This is a genomic window from Streptomyces sp. NPDC048600, from assembly GCF_055587025.1.
Map to the genome: position 1 here is coordinate 111,349 of NZ_JBVJGZ010000018.1, position 20,117 is coordinate 131,465.

The 20,117-nt window shown below is 70.2% G+C and carries 13 protein-coding genes and 1 pseudogene; 5 read left to right on the forward strand and 9 right to left on the reverse strand.

Translation table 11 applies throughout. The features are described from left to right. Window positions 1-275: 275 nt before the first annotated feature. Complete coding sequence (locus tag ACZ6SQ_RS23910) at window positions 276-4,541, forward strand: HEAT repeat domain-containing protein (RefSeq protein ID WP_469565324.1); 4,266 nt, start codon at window positions 276-278, stop codon at window positions 4,539-4,541. A 64-nt stretch (window positions 4,542-4,605) separates the two neighbouring features. Here the strand turns inward: ACZ6SQ_RS23910 and ACZ6SQ_RS23915 are convergent, their stop codons facing one another. The 9 genes and pseudogenes from ACZ6SQ_RS23915 to ACZ6SQ_RS23955 form a co-directional block, all read right to left on the reverse strand. Beyond that, the gene (locus tag ACZ6SQ_RS23915; protein WP_469565325.1) at window positions 4,606-5,265 is read right to left on the reverse strand and encodes a hypothetical protein; all 660 of its coding nucleotides are present in this window, start codon (window positions 5,263-5,265) and stop codon (window positions 4,606-4,608) included. A gap of 252 nt (window positions 5,266-5,517) precedes the next feature. Next, the gene (locus tag ACZ6SQ_RS23920) at window positions 5,518-7,314 is read right to left on the reverse strand and encodes a serine/threonine-protein kinase (RefSeq protein ID WP_469565327.1); all 1,797 of its coding nucleotides are present in this window, start codon (window positions 7,312-7,314) and stop codon (window positions 5,518-5,520) included. Window positions 7,315-7,381: 67 nt separating this feature from the next. Continuing rightward, window positions 7,382-7,978, reverse strand: a complete 597-nt coding sequence (locus tag ACZ6SQ_RS23925; protein ID WP_469565329.1) for a YrhB domain-containing protein — start codon at window positions 7,976-7,978, stop codon at window positions 7,382-7,384. Window positions 7,979-8,055: 77 nt separating this feature from the next. Next, window positions 8,056-8,352 carry a helix-turn-helix domain-containing protein gene (locus tag ACZ6SQ_RS23930; RefSeq protein ID WP_469565463.1) on the reverse strand — a complete coding sequence of 99 codons (297 nt, stop codon included), beginning with the start codon at window positions 8,350-8,352 and terminating at the stop codon, window positions 8,056-8,058. 261 nt (window positions 8,353-8,613) lie between these two features. Further along, complete coding sequence (locus ACZ6SQ_RS23935; protein ID WP_469565331.1) at window positions 8,614-8,880, reverse strand: hypothetical protein; 267 nt, start codon at window positions 8,878-8,880, stop codon at window positions 8,614-8,616. Between the two features lie 149 nt (window positions 8,881-9,029). Beyond that, window positions 9,030-10,124 (reverse strand): annotated as a pseudogene (locus ACZ6SQ_RS23940) (FAD-binding protein); the annotation flags it as partial. 218 nt (window positions 10,125-10,342) lie between these two features. Continuing rightward, window positions 10,343-10,798, reverse strand: coding sequence for a (2Fe-2S)-binding protein (locus ACZ6SQ_RS23945; protein WP_469565333.1), 456 nt, complete (start codon window positions 10,796-10,798; stop codon window positions 10,343-10,345). 33 nt (window positions 10,799-10,831) lie between these two features. Continuing rightward, window positions 10,832-12,913 carry a xanthine dehydrogenase family protein molybdopterin-binding subunit gene (locus ACZ6SQ_RS23950; RefSeq protein WP_469565465.1) on the reverse strand — a complete coding sequence of 694 codons (2,082 nt, stop codon included), beginning with the start codon at window positions 12,911-12,913 and terminating at the stop codon, window positions 10,832-10,834. Between the two features lie 188 nt (window positions 12,914-13,101). Then, window positions 13,102-14,655, reverse strand: coding sequence for a carboxylesterase/lipase family protein (locus ACZ6SQ_RS23955; protein WP_469565334.1), 1,554 nt, complete (start codon window positions 14,653-14,655; stop codon window positions 13,102-13,104). Between the two features lie 348 nt (window positions 14,656-15,003). Here ACZ6SQ_RS23955 and ACZ6SQ_RS23960 point away from each other — a divergent pair, with 348 nt between their 5' ends. The 4 genes from ACZ6SQ_RS23960 (at window position 15,004) to ACZ6SQ_RS23975 (ending at window position 19,950) form a co-directional block, all read left to right on the forward strand. Then, window positions 15,004-15,918, forward strand: a complete 915-nt coding sequence (locus ACZ6SQ_RS23960) for a MerR family transcriptional regulator (protein ID WP_469565337.1) — start codon at window positions 15,004-15,006, stop codon at window positions 15,916-15,918. A gap of 183 nt (window positions 15,919-16,101) precedes the next feature. Next, on the forward strand, window positions 16,102-17,103 hold the full coding sequence (locus tag ACZ6SQ_RS23965) for a HalD/BesD family halogenase (RefSeq protein ID WP_469565339.1): 1,002 nt from the start codon (window positions 16,102-16,104) through the stop codon (window positions 17,101-17,103). Window positions 17,104-17,175: 72 nt separating this feature from the next. Continuing rightward, window positions 17,176-17,991, forward strand: coding sequence for a class I SAM-dependent methyltransferase (locus ACZ6SQ_RS23970; protein ID WP_469565341.1), 816 nt, complete (start codon window positions 17,176-17,178; stop codon window positions 17,989-17,991). A gap of 123 nt (window positions 17,992-18,114) precedes the next feature. Continuing rightward, entirely contained in the window at window positions 18,115-19,950 is a 1,836-nt protein-coding gene (locus tag ACZ6SQ_RS23975; protein WP_469565343.1) for a choline/carnitine O-acyltransferase, read from the forward strand. The last annotated feature ends 167 nt before the right edge of the window (window positions 19,951-20,117 follow it).

Genomic DNA, 20,117 nt, shown 5'->3' on the forward strand with positions numbered 1-20,117 from the left:
TGCGGCGGCCTGGCCGGCGACATCACTTCGCCCCCGCCGCCGGGACACCGGGCCGAGGCCCCCATTCGCGGCGTTCGCCTGTGCCTTCCGGGGCCGTCCGGCAATATGCCGTTCGTGGGGATATCGAGGGTGGCATTGGATGAGCCCGTCGCGCACGAGCCGACGTTCGACGCCGAGTTGAAGGCCGCAGCAGGCGAGAGAGACGCGACACGGGTGCCGCTGAGCCGCGGCTCGCGCCGGGCCTTCGGCGGCCGCGCACCCGCCGGGGAGGTCAGATGACCCGCGGCCCCAGCGGGCCGTTCGAGGCGGACGGGCAAGGAGATCCGATCGCCGTGATCCTCACGGCCCTGCCTGTGGAGTACGAGGCCGTACGGGCCCATCTCACCGACCTCGAGAGCCTCGTGCATCCCTCCGGCACCCGGGCCGAGCGCGGGCGGCTCGCCGGGACCTCCTGGTACGTCGCACTCGCCGAGATCGGTCGGGGCACGCTGGCCGCCGCCGCCCTCACCGAGCGCTTCCACGACTGGCTGCGCCCGCAGGCCCTGTTCTTCGTCGGCGTCGCGGGTGGGCTCAAGAAGGACATCGAGGTCGGGGACGTCGTGGTCGCCACCAAGGTGTACGGCATCCACGGCGGCAAACAGACCCCGGAGGGCTTCCTCGTACGCCCCGAAGCCTGGCGGACCTCCCACCGCCTCGAACAGGCCGCCCGCCATGCCCTGCGCGGCAGAGCCCACTTCGCGCCCGTCGCCGTGGGAGACGTCGTCCTCGCCGACGGCGCCTCCGCGATCGCCCGCCACCTCCACGAGCACTACAACGACGCCGTCGCCATCGAGATGGAGGCCACCGGCGTCACACAGGCCGCGCAGCTCACCCGTGACCTGGAGGCTCTGATCATCCGCGGCATCAGCGACAAGGCCGATGCCCACAGACACGAACTCGACGCGGAGGGCTCCCGGTCCAGAGCCGCCGGCAACGCGGCCGACGCCGCGATGACACTGGTGCGGCAACTGGACAAGGACCGTGCCGCGGCGCGCACACGGCAGGACCCGGAGTTCGACACCGCGCGTCAGTCGTACTTCCGGCGGCTGCGCCGGAAGTACGAGGAGGTCGCGGTCCTGGCCTCGCGGAGCGATCCGGTCCGTCCGCCGCTCCGGCTGAGTGACGTGTTCGTCCCGCCGACGGTTCGCATGGAGCCGTGGGCGGTGAAGCCGACTGTGGTGGAGCCGCCGGACGGTCGGACGGGGAGCACGCCGGCCGCGGTCGAAGCCGGAGGGGACCGCCGGCCCGCGGTCGGCGACGACGCGTCGCAGGACCACGTCCGGCAGGCGTACAGTGACCGCCCCGCCCGCCCGGTCCTTCAGGTACTGGCCGAGGAGTCCGCCCAGCGGATCGTGCTGCTCGGCGACCCGGGCGCGGGCAAGTCGGCGCTCGCCCGGTACCTCGCGCTCGCCCTCGCGGAGGCGACGGACGGCGACTCGGTCCTCGCCCCGCTCGCCGGATCGCTGCCCCTGCTGGTCGAGCTGCGCGCGTACACCGACTCGCGATGGCGCACGAGTACCCTCTTCGATCTCGTCGAGCACCGGTACCACACCGACGTACGAGGCCGGCCGCGCGACCTGCTCGAGGGATACCTGCGGTCCGGTGGCCGCGCGGTGGTGCTGTTCGACGGACTCGACGAAGTGTTCGACCCACGATTGCGTGAGCAAGTCGCCGATGAGATCGCCGAATTCGCGGAGCGCCACCCGAGTGCCCGCGTCGTGGTGACGTCCCGGGTGATCGGATACCGGCGGCAGGAACTCGAAGGGGCGGACTTCCGCACGTACAGGATTCAAGCCCTGGACCGGGCACGGATCGACACGTTCGTGACCGGCTGGTACCGGCTGGCCTGTCCGCAGCAGCCAGCCGAGGCGGCCCGCCTGCGCGAGCGGCTGCTGGCGGCCGTCGACGACTCGCCGTCGGTCGGCGAACTGGCCGGCAACCCGCTGATGCTCACCATGCTGGCCCAGCGAGGGGAGCAGCGGGATCTGCCGCGCGACCGGCGCGGAGTCTACGAGCAAGCCGTGACCACCTTCATCGCACAGTGGGATCCGAGCCGCTACCAACGCGACGAACAGACGGCCCAGGACGCGGGCCGCCTCAACGAGTCCGAACGGCTGGAGCTGCTGCGCCGCGTGGCCCGTCGCATGCGGGGCGGCTCGGCCGGGGCGGCCGCGAGCCTTCTTTCCTACCAGGATCTGACCAAGGAGCTCGCCGACTACCTGCACGAGCACCCCAGGCTCTCGCGTGAACGCTCCATGGCACTCGCCCGCGCGATGGTCGACGAGTTCCGCGCGCGCAACAGCATCCTCAGCCACTTCGGCGACGAGCGGTACGGCTTCGTCCACCGCACCCTGCTCGAGTACCTCGCCGCTGCGGACATCCAGCACCAGGTCACCGTCGAACGCAGCCTGAGCGAGCACGCCCTCGTCCATCAGGAGTACGGCCAGAACTGGGCCGACCCCACCAAGCACGAAACCCTGGTCCTCGTAGCCGGAATGGTCGAACCGCGCCTCGCCGGCCGGATCGTCGACCACCTCCTCGCGGCCGATCCGCTGTGGTTCGTCCAGCGGCCCGGTTCGTCGAGCGAGACACCCCACCACATCGTGCTCGCCGCCCGGTGCCTCGGCGAGGTCCGTGACCCCGGCCAACTGCCCGACCAGTGTTCCGCCGTCGTCGACGCGGTCATCGCGCTGATCGAGCACATGGTCGAGCAACGGGCCCGCCCCGGTTCCCCGGTCACCCTCGCGGTCGTGGACACCTTCCCCCCGGTGCTCGGCCGCCTCGCCACGCGAAACACCGGGATCCGCAGGCGCTACCACGACTGGTACCTGGCGCACGGCCAGTTCCTGAGCGTGACGCGGGAGGGGGAGAACTTCGCCTGGTCCGAGGTACCCCCGGCCGCTCGAGTCGGAGCTGCTCTGTTGCGCGACGACAGCGACTTCCGCGAAAGCCTCGTCAGTCAGGCGGTCTTCGGATCCACGCCCGCCCGCAAGGAGGAAGCGGTGCGCGCGCTCATACAGGAATGGCCCAAGGATCCTGAGGTCGCCGGACTGCTCCGCGAGCTCGCCGAGACGGACCCCGACGGGAACATCAGACACGGCTCGCTCCAACTGCTCGCCATGACCTGTCGTCAGGATCGTTCAGTCCTGCACTGGTTGCTGACATGTCTCACCGACGACGACACCTACTTACGGCGTGGCGCGCTGGCCGCACTCGCCGACGGCTGGCGCGACGAACCCGAGACGTTCGCCGTGGTACGCCGGTCTGCAACCGATGACCGGGACGACCGGGTCCGCCGCACCGCGGTGCAGTGCGTCGCGACCTGCTGGCCGGGAGACCCTGACGCCGCGGCCGTGGTACGCGAGCGCGCGGCCCGCGATCCCGACCCGTATCTGCGGACCGTCGTCTTCGACATTCTCGTCGACGGCTGGCCCGACGATCCACAGACCACGGCACTACTGCGTTCGATCGCCGCCGACACCGGTGACAAGGCATGGGTCAAGGAGGCGGCCGAGCGGGCGCTCGCCCGCGCCAGGACCCGCTGGGTCCGCCCTCCCGCCGTCCGCTCGGCTCTCCCATCGCCCTCGGACGATCCGCGACACGCCGAGCTGAAACACCTCGTCGTCGACCGGCGCGCCGATGCCAAGACCCCCATGCTGCTGCGCGAGCGGGCCGAGACCCACCCCGACGACACGGTCCGCGTCGCCGCGGTGCGGGCGCTGGCCACCGGCTGGCACACCGACCGGCACACACTGCCGTGGCTGTGCGAGCTGGCCACTTCCGGCGCGAGCGAGCCGGTACGGCACGCCGCGCTGCGGGCCGTCGGCTCGGTCTGGCCCGGTCATCCCGACGCAGCGGCACTGCTACGCGGCGTCGCCACCGGCGAGGGCGAGTCGCACACCCGTGAGACGGCCGTCCTCGCCCTCGCCGCCGGATGGCGTGACGACCCGGGGGCCGAGTCGTCGCTTCGCGAGCTCGCCGTCGCCGACCCCGCCGCGGACGTACGGGCGACGACGGTACGGACGCTCGGGGCCTGCTGGCGCGACCACTCCGGCACCGTCGCACTGTTGCACGACAGGGCCGAGCGCGACCTCGATCCCTCTGTCCGGTGGGCAGCCGTCCAGGCCCTCGTCACAGGCCGTCGCACTCCGCAGACCGCAGCCCTGCTGCGGCGCATCGCCGACAACGACCCCGACGATCAACTGCGCTCGGGCGCCGTACATCGCCTGGCGAAAGGCTGGCGCGACGATCCGGAGACAGGCGCGCTGCTCCGGCGAATCGTCACCGGAGGAGTCGGCAGCCGCGTCCGACGCACGGCGATCCAGGCACTCGCAGGCGGCTGGCGCGACGACCCCCTCACCGGGACACTGCTGCGCGAGCGCGCCGCCGACGACTCCGACTGGTCCGTACAGCGGGCGGCCGTGGAAGCACTCGCCGAACGCTGGCCGCACGATCCGGAGATCCAGGAACTCGCCGAAGCCTTCGCGAACGACGACTGGTAGGTGGTCGGAAGGGTGTCGGTGTCGCTGTTGATGTCGCACTACTGCACGGCGAGGCAGAAGGCGCTCAGTGCTCCAGATCCGCGCGCATGGCGACGAAGAGTTCTCCCGCGTCGGCGAGGGTGCTGTTCTCGAAGAGTGCGACCGCTGCCGTGCCCTCGTCGGCCCAGCCGCAGATGACGTTGCCGTCCTCACTGAGGGAGGCGAGCAGGCATTCCACCGAGCCGCCGAGCGGCCCCGGCTCCACCGGCTCCGCCTGCGGGTTGCCCAGCTCCGGGTCCCACTGGATGTACTCGAGCATGCCCCGGAACAGGTGCTCTCGGCGCTTGTTGGTGTCCTCGGGCACGTGGTCCACACCCTCGAACAGCACCGGCGCGTCCTGACTGCCGGCGGCACGGTAGTTGCCGACGACCAGCGTCATCCCGTCGCGCATCTCGCCCGGGTCCACCGGAACGTCCGTCAGGGCTTCGCTGCCTGTCAGCTTGTCCAGTCCGCCCGCTGTCGGCGCGTCCACCAGGGTGCGCGGGCCGCTCGGCTCCGGCTTGGGGTTCGGCGACGCCGGTTCCGAGGCGTCCCCACTCGGAGAAACGGCTCCGCTCGGAGAAGTGTCTCCGCTCGGAGAAGCGGCGGGGAGGGCCACGTCCTCCGTCCGGCAGCCACCGACCGTCAGGATCGCCAGCGCCACGACGGCCGTCAGACCCGCTCTTCTTGCGGATGCACGCTTCATGGAATTCCCTGTTGCTCGACTCACGGTGTTCATCGCCGCTCCGAGCGGCAACCATCGTCAGTGACGACCGATTCCAGCCACGCGGTTCCCGCCTCCCCGGGTGTCCGCGCACGGCTTGGCCGGAGGGACGTTCTCACCGCCCCGGACGATCCGGCAGCGGGAACCCACGGCCCCCAGCCTTCCGCGAAAGCCCTGACAGGCGGCCGGCCCGAGAGGCTCGCCTGACAGGCGGCCGGCCCGAGACGCCCGCCCCTATTTCCGCACCCACTCCGCCGGCTCGGCGTCCACGGCCAGGCTGAACTGCAACAGATGACCGTTGCGGTCGGCCATGAGGAAGATCGAGTCGGGCTGACGGCACTCCTCGGCCGCGTCCGCCGCGTAGCTCGCCGGGCTCAGCGTCAGCACCGGGGACACGGCGCCGACGACGAAGGTGTTGTCGCAGCTCTCCGAGCCGTCCTCCGAGACACCCGACTCCCAGATCTGCACCAGACGGCCACCGACCGGCCCCTGGGTCACCCGGAGCATCGCCTTCTCGCGATAGACCTCGTTCGCGGGCACCCAGACGCCGACATACTCGTCCGGCACCGCCTTCCGCCCGCCGGACGACCGGTACAGCTCGGCCGTCAGGTCACCCGCCTTCCACACCAGTACGTCCGGCGACCGTACCGTCAGAGTCTGCTGCGACAGCGGCTCGCAACGCCCCCGCGGCACCTCCGCGGTCACCTGGCTCTTGCCGACGATCAGGGCGTCCGCATCGGCGGAGACCAGCTCACCGCGCCCGGTGCACTGCGCGTAGCCGCCGGTGTCGATGTACGCGGCGACCTTGTCGCCCGGACGGCCGGTGGAGATGTCCAGGCGCAGCACCCGCCTCGGGTAGTCGACATCGCCTTTGAGTACGCCCTCCCAGGCGCCGACGAAGTCCTTCGGGACGCTCGGCCCGGAACCGGCCGACGCCGCCGCTCCGGAGGCCGACGAATCCGAGGAGGCCGAGCCGGTCACGGAGGGCTTCCCGTCCGCCCCCGGATCGGCGTCGCCGTCGAAACGCAGCGCCAGCGCCGTGCCGGCGGCGATCGTGGCGAGTGCCAGCCCTCCCGCGAGCAGCGGCTTCCACCGTTTCCCGGACCGCCCCAACGCCGGTGAGCCCTGCGGCGGCGTCTCCGCGGTGAGCAGCCTGGCGGCGAGCCTGCCGAGGTCGGCCAGCAGCTCTGCGGGCAGCCACGGGTCGGAGGCGTCGGTGCGGGTGAGGGTGGCGATCTGCTCAGCGGTGGGCCGCCGTTGCGGGTCCTTGGCCAGGCAGGCGGCGACCAGGGGGGTCAGTGTGTCCGGCACACCTCCGAGGTCCGGCTCCTCCTCGGCGATACGGAACATCAGCGCGTGCAGCCCCACTTCGGCGGAGCCGAACGGCAGCCGCCCCGTGGCCGCGTACACCAGCACCGACCCGAGGCTGAACACGTCGGAGGCGGGTGTCACCTGGTGCCCGCGCACCTGCTCGGGCGACATGAACGCGGGTGAGCCGATCACCAGCCCGGTGGAGGTACGCAGACCGCTCGCCACGGTGTCCAGGGCGCGCACGATACCGAAGTCGATGACGCGCGGGCCGTCGACGGTCAGCAGGATGTTCGACGGCTTGAGGTCTCGGTGCACCAGGCCCGCGCCGTGGATGGCGCGCAACGCCCGGGCGAGGCGCCCGGCCAGGGACTGCAGCGTGGCCTCGGGCAGCGGCCCGTAGTCCGAGTCGACGACCTGCTGCAGGGAGGGACCGGGCACGTACTCCGTGGCGACCCAGGGTGCCGCGGCCTCGGTGTCGGCGCCGAGGACCGACGCCGTCCATTCGCCGCCCACCCGGTGCAGCGCGGCGACCTCCCTGTGGAACCGGGCACGGAACTCGGGGTCCTCGGCCAGCTCCGCCTTGACCACCTTCACCGCCGCGGCCCGACCGCCCGCGGAACGTCCCAGGAAGACCTGGCCCATACCGCCGGCACCCAGCCTGCCGATCAGGGTGAACTCCCCGATCTGCCGCGGATCCCCAGGCTCCAGGACGTGTCTCACTGCCCCGCTCTCCCCCGTTCGACAAGCTGCTCTGCGCGGCGGCGACATTACTCCAGTCGCAAGTGGGTCACCCTCGATCCCCTCCCTCGCTGCCCCGGCCGGCTTGGATCGCCGCGCCTCTCAGTACGGTCCGCACGGCATCGACCGGGTCGGGAGGTTCCACGAGTTCCTCGGTGGCGACGGCCACGAGGCGCGCTGGCGGGGCACCGTCCAGCAGCGCGCTCACGTACTCGATGGCCTCCGCAGGAGAGAGCACTGGCAGCCGTCGGCGCAGCACCCGCACGGCGGGCATGCGTCCGAGTGTGGCGGCTGCATCGCGGAGCGCATCGTGCAGTTCGTCCACCGCGGTACGCACCGGCAGGCCACGTATCCGCGACCGGTAGTCGGTCTCCCATGCTCCGGTCACCGCGGAGACAACGCCGATCTGGTGCAGTGTGCCGTCGACCCGGTCGACCAGGTACGGCCCGGTGCCGAGCAGCAGGTACTTTGAGTTCCCGGTGCGTTCGTACTCCTCGGACTGCCAGGAGACTATCCACACCAGTTCGTGCTCCTCCACGTCGCCCACGGCCATGCGCACGGCGCTCACATCCGCGACCCGCTGCTCCTGGTAGTCGCGCTCCAGTTGCCGTTCGACAGCTTGAACTGCCGCTTCTCGCTCGATCACACGTGCAGCATCCCTCCAACTCGCAGTGACGACCAGTGAATTCACGCGCAGACCAACCACGGTGGGCGTCAATCCGCTCATGCCGGACCAGTCCAACAACCTCTCAGGTCCCGGCCGGCTCTGTCGTGCCCGGACAGGGCCTCCCTCCGGAACTCCCGGGGAGAAATCCCGTAGGCGCTCCGGAAGGCGCGGGTGAAGCTCGATGCGGAATGCAGGCCCCAGCGCGCTGCGATGGTGCAGACGGGGGCACCGCGCAGTGAGCTGTCCGCCCGGTCGCGGCGGGTGCCCTCAAGTCGCTGGGCGCGAATCGAGGCCGAAATGGTCTCGCCGGGTACCTGCTGCTGGAAGATCCGGTGCAGATAGCTGAGCGAGATGTGACGCGTCGGCGATCACGCGCGGTGTCAGGTCGGGACCGTGCAGGTTCTGCCGGACGAACGCCCGCACGCGTTCCACCAGGACAGTGCCGCGCGCTTCCGGTGACAGGGCGCACTGTTCTTGTGGTGGCACCACATACGCGAAGGCCGTGCTCCTCCGTGCTGCGCTGCGCTTCGGGGCTGCCCGTCAACCGGTCCCACACGGAGATCCGTGTGGGACCGGTTGACGGGCTGCCGCCCGGGACCGCCGTAGCCGCCGGGTCAGAAGATGCGCTGGCCGGGGGTGAGGATGCCGTCAGGGTCGTAGAGGTGGCGTGCCGTACGGAACTCGTCCCAGAAGGAACCGAAGTGGTGGACCCAGTCGTCCTGGGTGAGCGGCACCGATCCGATCGGGTACCAACGGCCGCCGGCCTCGCGGGTGGTGTCGTGCTGTTCGCGGTTCGCGGCGACCATTTCCTCGGCGGAGTCCGCACCGGGCGATGCGGTCTTGAGGAGGGAGAAGAGGTAGACCAGGTCACCGTCCGGCATGACGGGAAGCGGTGTCCTGCACTTCGCGGTGAGTACGGGGTAGAGCAGGACGACCGCGGTCGCGCCGAGCGCGCCGGGCTGAGGCCGGAGAGGGTCTTCGTGACGACGGCGTTCACGGTGGAGGCCGGGAGGAAGCTGTCGTACCAGGGGTGGGGGCGCTGCCACTCGCCCATGCCCTTGAACGCTTCCACCGCGGGCGCGAGCCGGTTGAGGAAGTCGAAGTAGGGGACGTCCTGAGCCTCCACCGTGGCGGGTTCGAGGTCGCCGGTGAGCCGGGCGTCGTCGGCTGAGGTCCCGTCGTAGGAGGCGGCCTCGATCATGTAGGTCCAGCCGTCCGGGGTGGGAAGCGCCTGACCGACGAGGTAGTCGAACCGTCCGTCCTGCACCAGCGCGGCCTGCTGCGCGGTCATGGCCTCGACGGTCGAGTAGGTCAGGACATAGTGCCGTACCGAGTGAGGGGCGGGGACCAGGGAGAGGGTGGCGCTGGTGATGATCCCGCACTGTCCCAGCCCGCCGAGGACGGCGCGGAAAAGGTCCGGATGCACGGTGGGCGAGCAGGTCTTGATCTCGCCTTCGCCGGTGACTAGCTGAACCTCGAGCACGTTGTCGACCTGCCGGCCGTGCCGAACAGTCTGTCCGCCGAGGCCACCGGCGGAGAGCGTGCCGCCCACGGACAGTTCCAGGTAGTCGGTGAAGGCGGGCGGGGTGAGGCCCTGGGACATCGTGGCGCGGACGAGGTCGCTCCACACGACTCCGCTCCCGACGACGGCGGTGTCCTCGCGTATCTCGATGGTGTTGAGCGAACCGAGTTCGACGACGAGTCCGGAGGGTACCTGGGCCTGTCCGTTCGTCGAGTGTCCCTGGCCTCGTCCGGCGACCTTGAGTCCGCGTTCGCGGCAGTGGCGGACCATCGCGGCGACATCCTCGGCCGAGCCCGGTCTCAGGACCGCGGCGGGCTGTTGGTGGACCAGGCCTCCGAAGTCGGTGGCCGCCGCTTCCAGAGCGGCCTGGTCGAGGCGCAGCTCGCCGTCCAGCGCGGGGACCGCGCCGAAGGGGTTGCCGACGCCGTCGGATCCGGTCATGTCCGGCTGGGGGGTGGGAAGTTCGGGTGTCAGGGTTGCTCCAGATCGGGCTTGGATACGAAGGCTGCCCCGACGTGGTTCAAGTCGTGGTGGCGTGCGCGGTCCCGCAGGACGGGCAGCCGCGCCGGGTGCCGACACACTTCGCGCGCAGGGGATGCGCATTCCGGAGCACAAAAACCTGACGTGACGTCAGTCGCCGTGCCGCGAAGCGGACAAGAGCCCCAAGCGCCTCCCGGTAGGTGTCGGAGTGGCAGTCTTGACACGCTATCCGGGGCCGAGGGCTCATTGCCGCCGCTTTCGGCGGATTCCTGACAGAGGCCCGACGCCTGCCGGATTGTGACGCTCCAGTTGTGGACAGACCTCGCCCGGCTCGCCCACAGTCAGTCCTTCACCGAAGCCCTCTCGATGGCCTCACGAATACGGGAGTACGTGCCGCAGCGGCAGACGTTCTCGATGCGGTCGATGTCGGCGTCCGTGGGAGCAGGGGTCCGTTTCAGGAGGGCCGCCGCGGCCATGATCTGGCCCGGCTGGCAGAAACCGCACTGGGACACGTCGCAGTCCAGCCAGGCCTGTTGGACGGGGTGGAGGGTGTCGCCGTCGGCCAGGCCCTCGATCGTGGTGACCTCACGGTCCAAGCAGTCCGCGACCGGCACGACGCACGGCTGGACCTCCTCGCCGTCGAGGTGACTGGTGCAGGCGCGGCAGACTCCCACGCCGCAGCCGTACTTGGGGCCGGTGACGTTCAGCAGGTCACGCAGCACCCACAGCAGCGGCATGTCGGCGGGGGCCTCGACGGTGACCGGCTTTCCGTTGAGGACGAAGGAGTAGGAGGGCATCGGTACCTTCTCGGACGGTGATCGGAGAGTCGGTCAGAAGTTGAGCGGGAAGCGGCGGGGCTTGGTGCCGGTGGCGCGGGCGTAGGCGTTGGCGACGGCGCCAGCGGCGGCCGGGACACCGAGTTCGCCGGCGCCACCTGGCTCGCCCCGGGACGGCATGATGTGCGCCTCGAAGCGCAGCGGGGCGTGCCGTTGGCGGGCCCAGTGGAAGTCGGCGAAGCTGCTCTCGCGCACCGCGCCCCGGTCGATGTGCAGGCCGGCCCGGAGCACGGTGGAGATGCCGTCGACGGCGGTTCCCATCAACTGGGCCTCCAGGCCTCGCGGGTTGACCGCGGTTCCGACGTCAGCCGCCATGACCACCTTGGTCACCCGGGGATTCTTCGGGTCGGTGGCGTCGATCTCCACCAGGCAGGCCACGCAGGAGCCGTACTCCTCGTGCACCGCCACACCCTGGGCGTGGCCGGCGGGCATGGTCCGGCCCCAGTGTCCGGCGGTCGCGACCTTGTTGAGCACGACCTTGACGGCCTTGCTCCTGAGAGTGGTCCGCCGGAAGGTGACGGGGTCCTTGCCCAGTCGTGCGGCGACCTCGTCCACGACGATCTCCTCGGCGGTGCGCACCGTCCCGGAGTCGACCGAGCGCCAGGCGCCCAGGGGCATCGCCAGCCCGACCGAGCCCGAATCCCCGGACAGGCGGCCGAAGTTGTACAGCCCGCTGTCACTGGGCAGCGGGCCGGCGGCGCGGGCGGCGGCTCCGCCCTGGGCGGCCACGCCCTCGAACGACTCGCTCACCGAGGCCGTCGCATGGGCGAAGGCGACCACCCTTCCCCGTGCGTAACTGGCACGTATCCGGTGGTGGGAGGCGGGGCGCATGCGGCCGTGCCGGATGTCGTCGGCGCGGCTCCACATCAGCTTGACCGGCAGTTTCGCCTTCTTCGAGATCTGCGCAGCCTCGATCGCGGCGTCGTAGTCGAGCCTGCGTCCGAACGAGCCGCCGCCACGCACGACATGGACCCGGACCTTCGACTCCGGCAGTCCGATCTCCCCGGCGATGCTGCTCCGCGCGCTCTGCGGTGTCTGCGAGGAGAACCAGATCTCGGCCCGGTCGGCCCGCACGTCGGCCACCGCGGTCAGCACCTCCATCGGCGCGTGGCTGACGAAGGCGAACGCGAACTCCGCCTCGACCTGCGCCGATCCGCTGGGCGCGGCGCCGAGCCGGGGGACGGCCGCCCTGAGCCGGGAGCGGATGGCGGCGTCGGACAGCTGTGCCAGCGGGCCGGGCGCCCAGGTGATCTTCAGGGCGTCGCGGGCCTTGAAGGCGTGGTGGAAGGAGTCCGCCACCACGGCGACACCGCCCGCGATCCGGACGACCGCGCGGACGCCGGGCAGGGCGCGGGCCTCCCGGGCGTCGACCGAGACGGCCTTCCCGCCGATCGTCGGAGGTCGGGCGACGACCGTGGGCCTGGCCCCGGCCGGTGTCAGGTCTCCGGCGAACTTCGCCTTGCCGGTGACGATGTCGCGGGCGTCGATGCGGGTGGTCGGACGCCCGATCACCCGGTGCCGGGAAGGCGGCTTCGGCTTGCCCGGCACGGCCGTCCGGCGAATGCCGGCAGCGTCGGCCGTGAGGGACCCGTAGGTGGCCGTGCGGCCGTCGGGGGCGATCACCGTGGTGTTGGCGGTGCGCAGGGTCCGGGCGGGCAGGTGCCATCGGCGGGCGGCGGCGGTCACGAGCCGGGCGCGGGCGACGGCGGCCAGCCGCCGGGCCGGCCCGTACAGCGAGCTGACCGAGCTGGAACCGCCGGTGAACTGGTTGCCCCTGGTCCGGGCGTCGGCGAGCGGGATGTCGACGTCGACGAGCCGGGCGTCGAGTTCCTCGGCGATCATCATGGCGACCGCGGTCGTGACGCCCTGGCCGACCTCGGCGCGCGGCAGCCGTACGACGATCCTGTTGGCCCGGGTGACCTCCAGGACCAGCCTCTCCTCGTCCTCGCCGGTCACGAGGACGTCGGAGGGCCGGGCGGCGCCGTCGGCGCGCTCCTCGGCTCCCTGCGCGGACGGCGCGTCGCAGCCGAGCGGTGCGGCGATGGTCAGGGTCGTCGCGGCGAGGGAGTAGACCACGAACTTCCGGCGGGACAGCTGGCGGGCCAACGGACACTCCTCTGCGAGAACACGGGACCGGTTCTCCTGGTAGGAGGTGTAGGTGCTCCGCGAGGTTCCCTGGGGGCCTTACCCACTGCCCCGAGGTTCCCTCGGTGCATCACCCACTCCCCCGGCGTACACGCACGTGCATCCGTGACGAGGGAGGCTCACCGGGGCTGTCGGTCCCAGAACGAGCAGTTGTGCTCGGAGTGGGCATCGACCGGTCGGATGCCGCCCGGTCCGGGAGCCAGCGACTGCACCGACGTCGAGAGCGGCGCCGAAGCATGCAGGACAGGCCAGAGCGGGGCGTCGGGCGCGTTCGGGTCGCCGGTGTCCGCGAAGCGCGTCCAGTAGTCGACCATGCGGTCGGACAGGGCGCGCTGGGGCTCGGCCGGCGGACGCTCGGTGGGCAGGGAGGAGAACAGGTACGGCATCTCGAAGCCGTGCGCCGCGCCGTAGGGGAAGGTCGGGTCGGACGGCAGACCGGCGAGGACCGGAGCGTGCGGATCGTTGAACTCGTAGCCGTACAGGGCAAGACCGGGAGCGTGAGCGGCCATCGTCCTTCCGGCTGCGAGCGTGGTGCAGGCGAAGGACCGGTCGGTCAGGACCGCGGCCCAGGCCAGTGCGGGCGTCGGGTGGCCCGATGCCGGGTACCGCGCCTCGACGGCCGGGGCCGAGAGCCCGAAGGCGTCCGTCAGGCGGGCACGGTAGTCGCTTTCGGTGCGGATCGGGAACGCGGCGAGCGACAGGCCGACGAACATCCGCATCTCGTCGTGGTTGGTGCCCTGGATCACCGGCACGTGATGGAAGCGCCCCGACGCGAGGGCCTGGTACGGCGCCTCAGGCAGCAGCACGTTGCCGAAGGCGGGCCGGTTGAAGGACTGCATCAGCGGCGCGGTGGCGAGGCGCTCGGTACTCAGGCCGCGCAGGCACGCCATCACCTTGTCCTCGCCGCCCGCAGCACAGCCCAGTTGGCGGGCGGCTTCTGATCCGGCGTTCTGGACATCGCGCTGTGACGCGAACGGCTCGTACGGCGGTGTTCCGGGTCCCAGGGCGCCGGGCGGGAAGGAGGTGAGGCAGGAACCGCTTTGCAGCACCGCCCGTTGGAAGAGGCCTGCGGCGGTCGGGGAGGTGAGGTGCGTACAGATGCCGAGCGCTCCCGCGGACTCGCCGAACAGCGTGACACGGTCCGGATCACCGCCGAAGCGCGCCGCGTTCGCCCGCACCCAACGCAGGGCGGCCTGTTGGTCCGCCAGGCCGAACGGTGGCGCTGAGCCCAACTTCGGGTGGCCGAAGTAGCCGAACACACCCAGGCGGTAGTTGACCGTCACTACGACCGTGTCGCCCCTGACCGCGAGGTGTTCGGCGCTGTAATCGCTGCCGGAACCACCCAGGAATGCCCCGCCGTGCATCCACACCATGACGGGCCGCTTCCGCCCGACATCCTTCGGCATGGGCGTCGGCATCGTGATGTTGAGGTAGAGGCAGTCCTCCGATCCGACGACCTCACCGGTACCCGGCGCCGGCATCTGCACACAGCGCTGAGCGGCCGTCCTCGCGTCCAGGACACCGTGCCAGCGGGTGGCGGGCACGGGGGCGCGCCAGCGCAGCGCGCCGGTCGGCGGCGCGGCGTAGGGCACTCCTTCGAAGGTCGTGTACGAGCCGTGGGACACGCCGCGTACGGGGCCCCGGTCGGTCCGTACGACAGGACCGCTCTGCATCGTCGATCGCGAGGTCGCGGATGGCGCCGCCGTCACCGGTACGGCGGCCACCGTGAGCAGTGCGGCGGCGCAGAGCCCGGGGAAGAGCGCCGCGCGGAGCCCGACTCTTCGGTGTGGACGTGGTGTTGTCGTGTTCGGGGACATGCGGATCCACCGTTCTTCGGCCGGACAAGGACGGACAAGGACGGAGCAGTCGTTCCGGGGCGGACGACGACTGCCGAGAACGGACAGGGCGCACGTGGGCGCTCGGGCCGGAAGTGTCGCCTGAGCAGCGGGACATGGGTGCGGACCGATCCGGTCAGTGCTCAATACGCTAGAACCTCCCGCGCACTGGAGGTTCAAGGAGCTGTGACGCAAGACACGTGGAGCATCGGCGAACTCGCTGCCGGAACGGGGGTTCCTGTGAAGACCCTCCGGTACTACTCCGACAGCGGCCTGCTGCCTGTGGCCGGCCGCAGCGGCGGCGGTCATCGGCGCTACGGCCCGGAGGCCTGGGAGCGGATCCGGCTCATCCGACGCCTACGGGCGCTGGACACGCCGATCGCGACCATCACACGGATGGTCACGGGCGAGTGCACTCTCGGTGAACTGGTGGCAGGCGAGCTCGAATCGGTACACGAGCGGCTGACCGAACTACGGTGGCGCCAGGCCACCCTCAAGGCCCTCGACGACTGCTCGAGCGAGGAACGGCTCCGGCGTCTGGAGATCCTCTCTCGTGTGCAGCGGCTCCCGCAGGCGCGTCACGCCCTCGCAGATCACTGGTATCGCGAACTGCCCGCGGCCATGCCCAAGCGCCGACTCGACATCATGATCTCCATGCTGTCGCCCGACCCACCGCAGGACGGCGAGCCTGAGACCGCGCTGGCCTACGCCGAGCTTCATCTCCTCATCCGCACGGCCAGCTTCACCCGATGGACGCAGGACCACGCCGAAGAGATGAGGGACGCCCCGGCCTTCTACGGAGAGATCGACGACGCCGCGGTCCTGACGGCCGCCGCTGTGGCCCAAGGGCTGCCGCCCGGCGCCGGGGACGCGGTCGACGCCTTCGTATCGGCCCATGCGCGGGCCCGGCGGGAGTCGGACACCCCCGCCTTCCGCGCCTACCTGCACGACCTGGTGTCGAGATCATCCGGCTTCGACCCGCGCCTGGAGCGCTATTGGTCCCTCGTCGGCACCGTCACCGGTGGACGCGTAATGAACATGACGGTCGCTCACAAATGGCTGACCAATGGACTGGCGCTCTCGATAGCCGATGCCGCCTGAACGAAGTTCCCCGACCGAAGGAAATTCGGCATCTCGCCAGTTCCCGTTCCATGTGGGCTTCATGACACGCCGTCAGTGTTGACGATCACACATCACGCCGTATCGGAGAACCGAAGCAAGATCATGTGTTAGACCCCTCTGAGGCTCGACGAGGGAGGAGGCAAGGCCGCGGACGGTCCGCCGGTGAGCGACGGCGAGTCTCACGAGGCGCGGACCATGACGCTCGCTCTTTATGGGCCGGTGAAGACAAGAATCACCGAACTGACCGGGATGTCCCGACACGGGGCACTGAGCTTGCACGTGGAAAGGATCCTGATGGATGCATCGAATGTGCGGACGGTCGAGCAGGTCGTCGACACGGATCGCTACCCCCTGCTGGAGCCGGACAGCGACGCCTGGAAGGCCGTGGTTTCCCGCACCCGGCAGGAGCTGGAGACCATTGGCTGCAGCATACTGCCGCAGTTCATTCGCCCCGCCCAGCGTGAGGCATTGCGGCGGGAAGGCGTGGAAGTCGCCCCGCGCGCACATTATGAGGTCGAAACGGTCAACGCGTACAACATAGCCGTGGATTCCTCGCTGCCGGAGAATCATCCGGGACGAATCCCCATCCAGCGAGGCAACGCGTTCGTGGCGCGGGACCAGATTCCGCACGAATCCATCATCCATCAGCTCTACACCAGCGAACGGTTCCAGAGCTTCGTCGCCGACTGCTTCGAGCTGCCGCGCCTTCATGAACTCGCGGACCCGCTGTCCGGGCTGTGTCTCAATGTCGTCACCCAGGGAATGGAACACCCCTGGCACTTCGACACGAACGAGTTCACGGTGAGCATGCTCACCCAGGAGTCGCAGGCCGGCGGGGTCTTCGAGTACTGCCCCAACATCAGGTCCGCCCAGGCGGAGAACTTCGACGACGTCCGGGACGTGCTGCTCGGAAAGGGCGAGCGCATGATCCGCCGTCTCGCCCTTCAGCCCGGCGATCTCCAGCTCTTCAAGGGCCGCTACTCGCTTCACCGCGTCACCGCCGTGCAGGGCGACACCGCGCGCCACTCGGCGATATTCGCATACAGCGAACGAGCCGGAGTCATCGGCAGCGTGGCGCGAACCCAGCAACTGTTCGGCCGCGTGCTGCCCGAGCACCGCGAAGCCGAGGGCCGCGCGGTCCGGGTCGACGAACTGCTGGACTAGCCCCCGATCAAACGCAGTTGACGCACCACCAGGCGGTCGCCCGCTCTGCAATACACAGAGGAGTACGCCCCCGTGCAGTTCGACACCAGCGGTAAAGTCCAACTCGATCACATCTACACACAGCCCGACCCGAGGGCCTACTTCGGTACGCTGCGCGAACTCGGTTACGGCATCCCTCAGCTCGCCAAGCCCTACTTCGTCAAGGTCATCGACGAATACCGCGAGTCGCGGCACGTCCCGACCCCCCGTGTCCTGGACATCGGATGCTCCTACGGCATCAACGCGGCTCTGCTGCGGTGCGATGTGTCCATGGACGACCTCTACGAGCGCTACTGCGACGACGACGTCCGCATCGAGAGCCGCGACGCACTGCTGACCCGCGACCGGGAACTGGTCCGTACCCGTCGGCGGCTGAACAACGTCCGGTTCACCGGTCTCGACACCTCGCACGAAGCGCTGTCGTACGCGCTCTCCGCAGGATTCCTCGACGACGCGGTGCGAGCCGATCTGGAGACGAACGACCTCACGAAGCGCCAGCGCGAGAAGATCGCCGGTACGGACATCGTCACCTCCACGGGCTGCATGGGATACGTCACCGAGAAGACCGTCGCACGGATCGTCGAGGCGCAGGACGGGCACAGGCCGTGGATGGCGCACTTCGTGCTGCGGATGTTCCCGTTCCACCGGGTCGAGGAGTGCCTGGCCGCCTCGGGATACGAGACCGTCCGTGTCGAAGGCGTCTTCCCGCAAAGGCGGTTCGCATCTCCGGAGGAGCAGTCCCTGGTCCTCGACACACTGTCGTCCGTCGGAGTCGACCCGCAGGGTCTGGAGACCGACGGCTGGCTCTACGCGCAGCTTCACATCTCGAAGCCGCGCGGCGCCGCGTAGTACCCGGCGTGGCGACAGGGAGCCCGGTCGGGGAGATCTCCCGGCCCCGCTGCGCGTCGCCGCACCCGATGCCCCTCCCGCACGTCCCCCGACCCCACACCACGGCACCGATAGAGGGTTCATATGAACGGCAGTCAGGAACCGGCCACGACCACCTTCGCCCATGAGGACCATCTGCCACGGGTGCCTCTGCCCGGGCTGGAGGAGACCTGTGAGCGATTCATCGACTGGTGTACGCCACTGCTGACCGCAGAGGAACTTGCGGCGACCGAGGCGGAGTTGGCCTCGTTCCTGCGACCCGACGGCCCCGGTCGCACACTCCACGCGGCCCTGGAGCAATACAACGCCGGCGAAGGGGTGCACAGCTGGCTCGACATCTTCTGGCCCTCCCGGTACCTGGGGCGCCGGGACCGTATCGCCCTCAACGCGAACTTCTTCTTCCTCTTCAAGGACTCCGGCCAGCGGCAGGTGGACCGGGCGGCCGGGCTCATCGCCTCGGCCGTCAACTACAAGCTGCGGCTGGACGAGGAGAGCATTCCACCGGTCGTCCAGCGGGGTCAGCCGCTGTCGATGGAGCAGAACAAGTTCCTCTTCTCCACGACGCGGATTCCCGGGCGAGTCCAGGACACCGTCCGTGCCCCCTACTCCGAGGCCCGGCCCGGGCCGTCGCCGGCTCGCCACATCATGGTCTTCTTCCGCGGCAACATGTTCCGGATGGACGTGCTGGGGCCGGACGGACGCCCGCACACCCTGGACGACCTGGTGACCGGGCTGCAGTCGGTGATGAAGGCCGGTGCGGTCCGCGCCCCCTCCGACAGCTGCGCCGGGCACCTGACCACCAAGGCCCGCGCGGAGTGGGCCGCCGGCCGGGACGAACTGCTCGCCCACCACCCCGCCAACGCGGAGGCGCTCGAAGAGATCGAGTCGGCGCTGTTCTGCGTGTGCCTGGAGGACTTCGAACCCCGGAACACGCAGGACGCCTGTGACCATCTGCTCCACGGCGACAGCGGCAACCGGTGGTTCGACAAGGCGGTGTCCCTGATCGTCTTCGAGGACGGCACGGCGGGCATCAACGTGGAGCACTGCGGTCTCGACGGGACCACCATCCTCAGCTTCGTCGACGCGCTGCTGGGCACCCCGGCGGAGGAGCAGTCGCGTCAGTCCGGCGCCCTGTCCCAGGGCATGCCGGCTCTCGCGCCGGTCGAGCTGGTCCTCGACGACGGTCTGCGTGCCGACATCGGTGCCGCCGCCGAGTCCTTCGCCGCCTACGCCGCCGACACCGCGACCTCCGTCCTGTCGTTCGAGGACTTCGGCGGGAACCGGGCCAAGCAACTGCGCATCTCCCCGGACGCGTTCGTGCAGATGGCCTATCAACTCGCCCACCAGCGCGCCAAGGGGCATGTGGGCGCCACGTACGAGTCCATCGCCACGCGGCAGTACCGGCGCGGACGCACGGAGGCCATGCGCGTCGTCACTCCCGAGGTGCTGCGGTTCGTCGCCGCCATGGACGACCCCGCCGCCGACGCGGTGACCCGCAGGGCGGCGTTCCGGGCCGCCGCCGTCAAGCATGTGGAGCGTGCGAAGCAGTGCCAGGCGGGGCAGGCGCCCGAGCAGCATCTGTGGGAGCTGCTGCTGATCCAGAAGCGGCGCGGTGACGAGCTCGGGGTGAACGAGCCGCCCGCGCTGTACGAGACGCCGGGCTGGCTGAAGATGCGGGACGACTATCTGAGCACCAGCTCGGCGCCGTCAACCAACATCCAGTTCTTCGGTTTCGGCTCGACCAGCAGCAAGTGCATCGGCGTCGCCTATGTGCTGCTTCCCGACCGCTTCAACCTCTACCTGAGCACACCGCGCCCGGTGGCCCAGGAGATGGCCCTGTTCGCGGACCGGCTCCGGGAAGCGGTGACCGAGCTCCAGGAACTGCTGTCCACGGAGGTGCCGGAGGACTCGGCAGCCTGACCGGCGGGCCGGTACGCCCCCGTGCCCGGCAGGGACGGGGGCGTACGGCGTGGAGCCCGCGGCCCGGCCACCGGCACCGGCACCCGCGCCGCCGCAGGACCGGTGCCGGTCAAGGCCGGGGCAGGCCCCCCGTTCGTCACCGAACGTCACTCTCGATCACGTTCCGC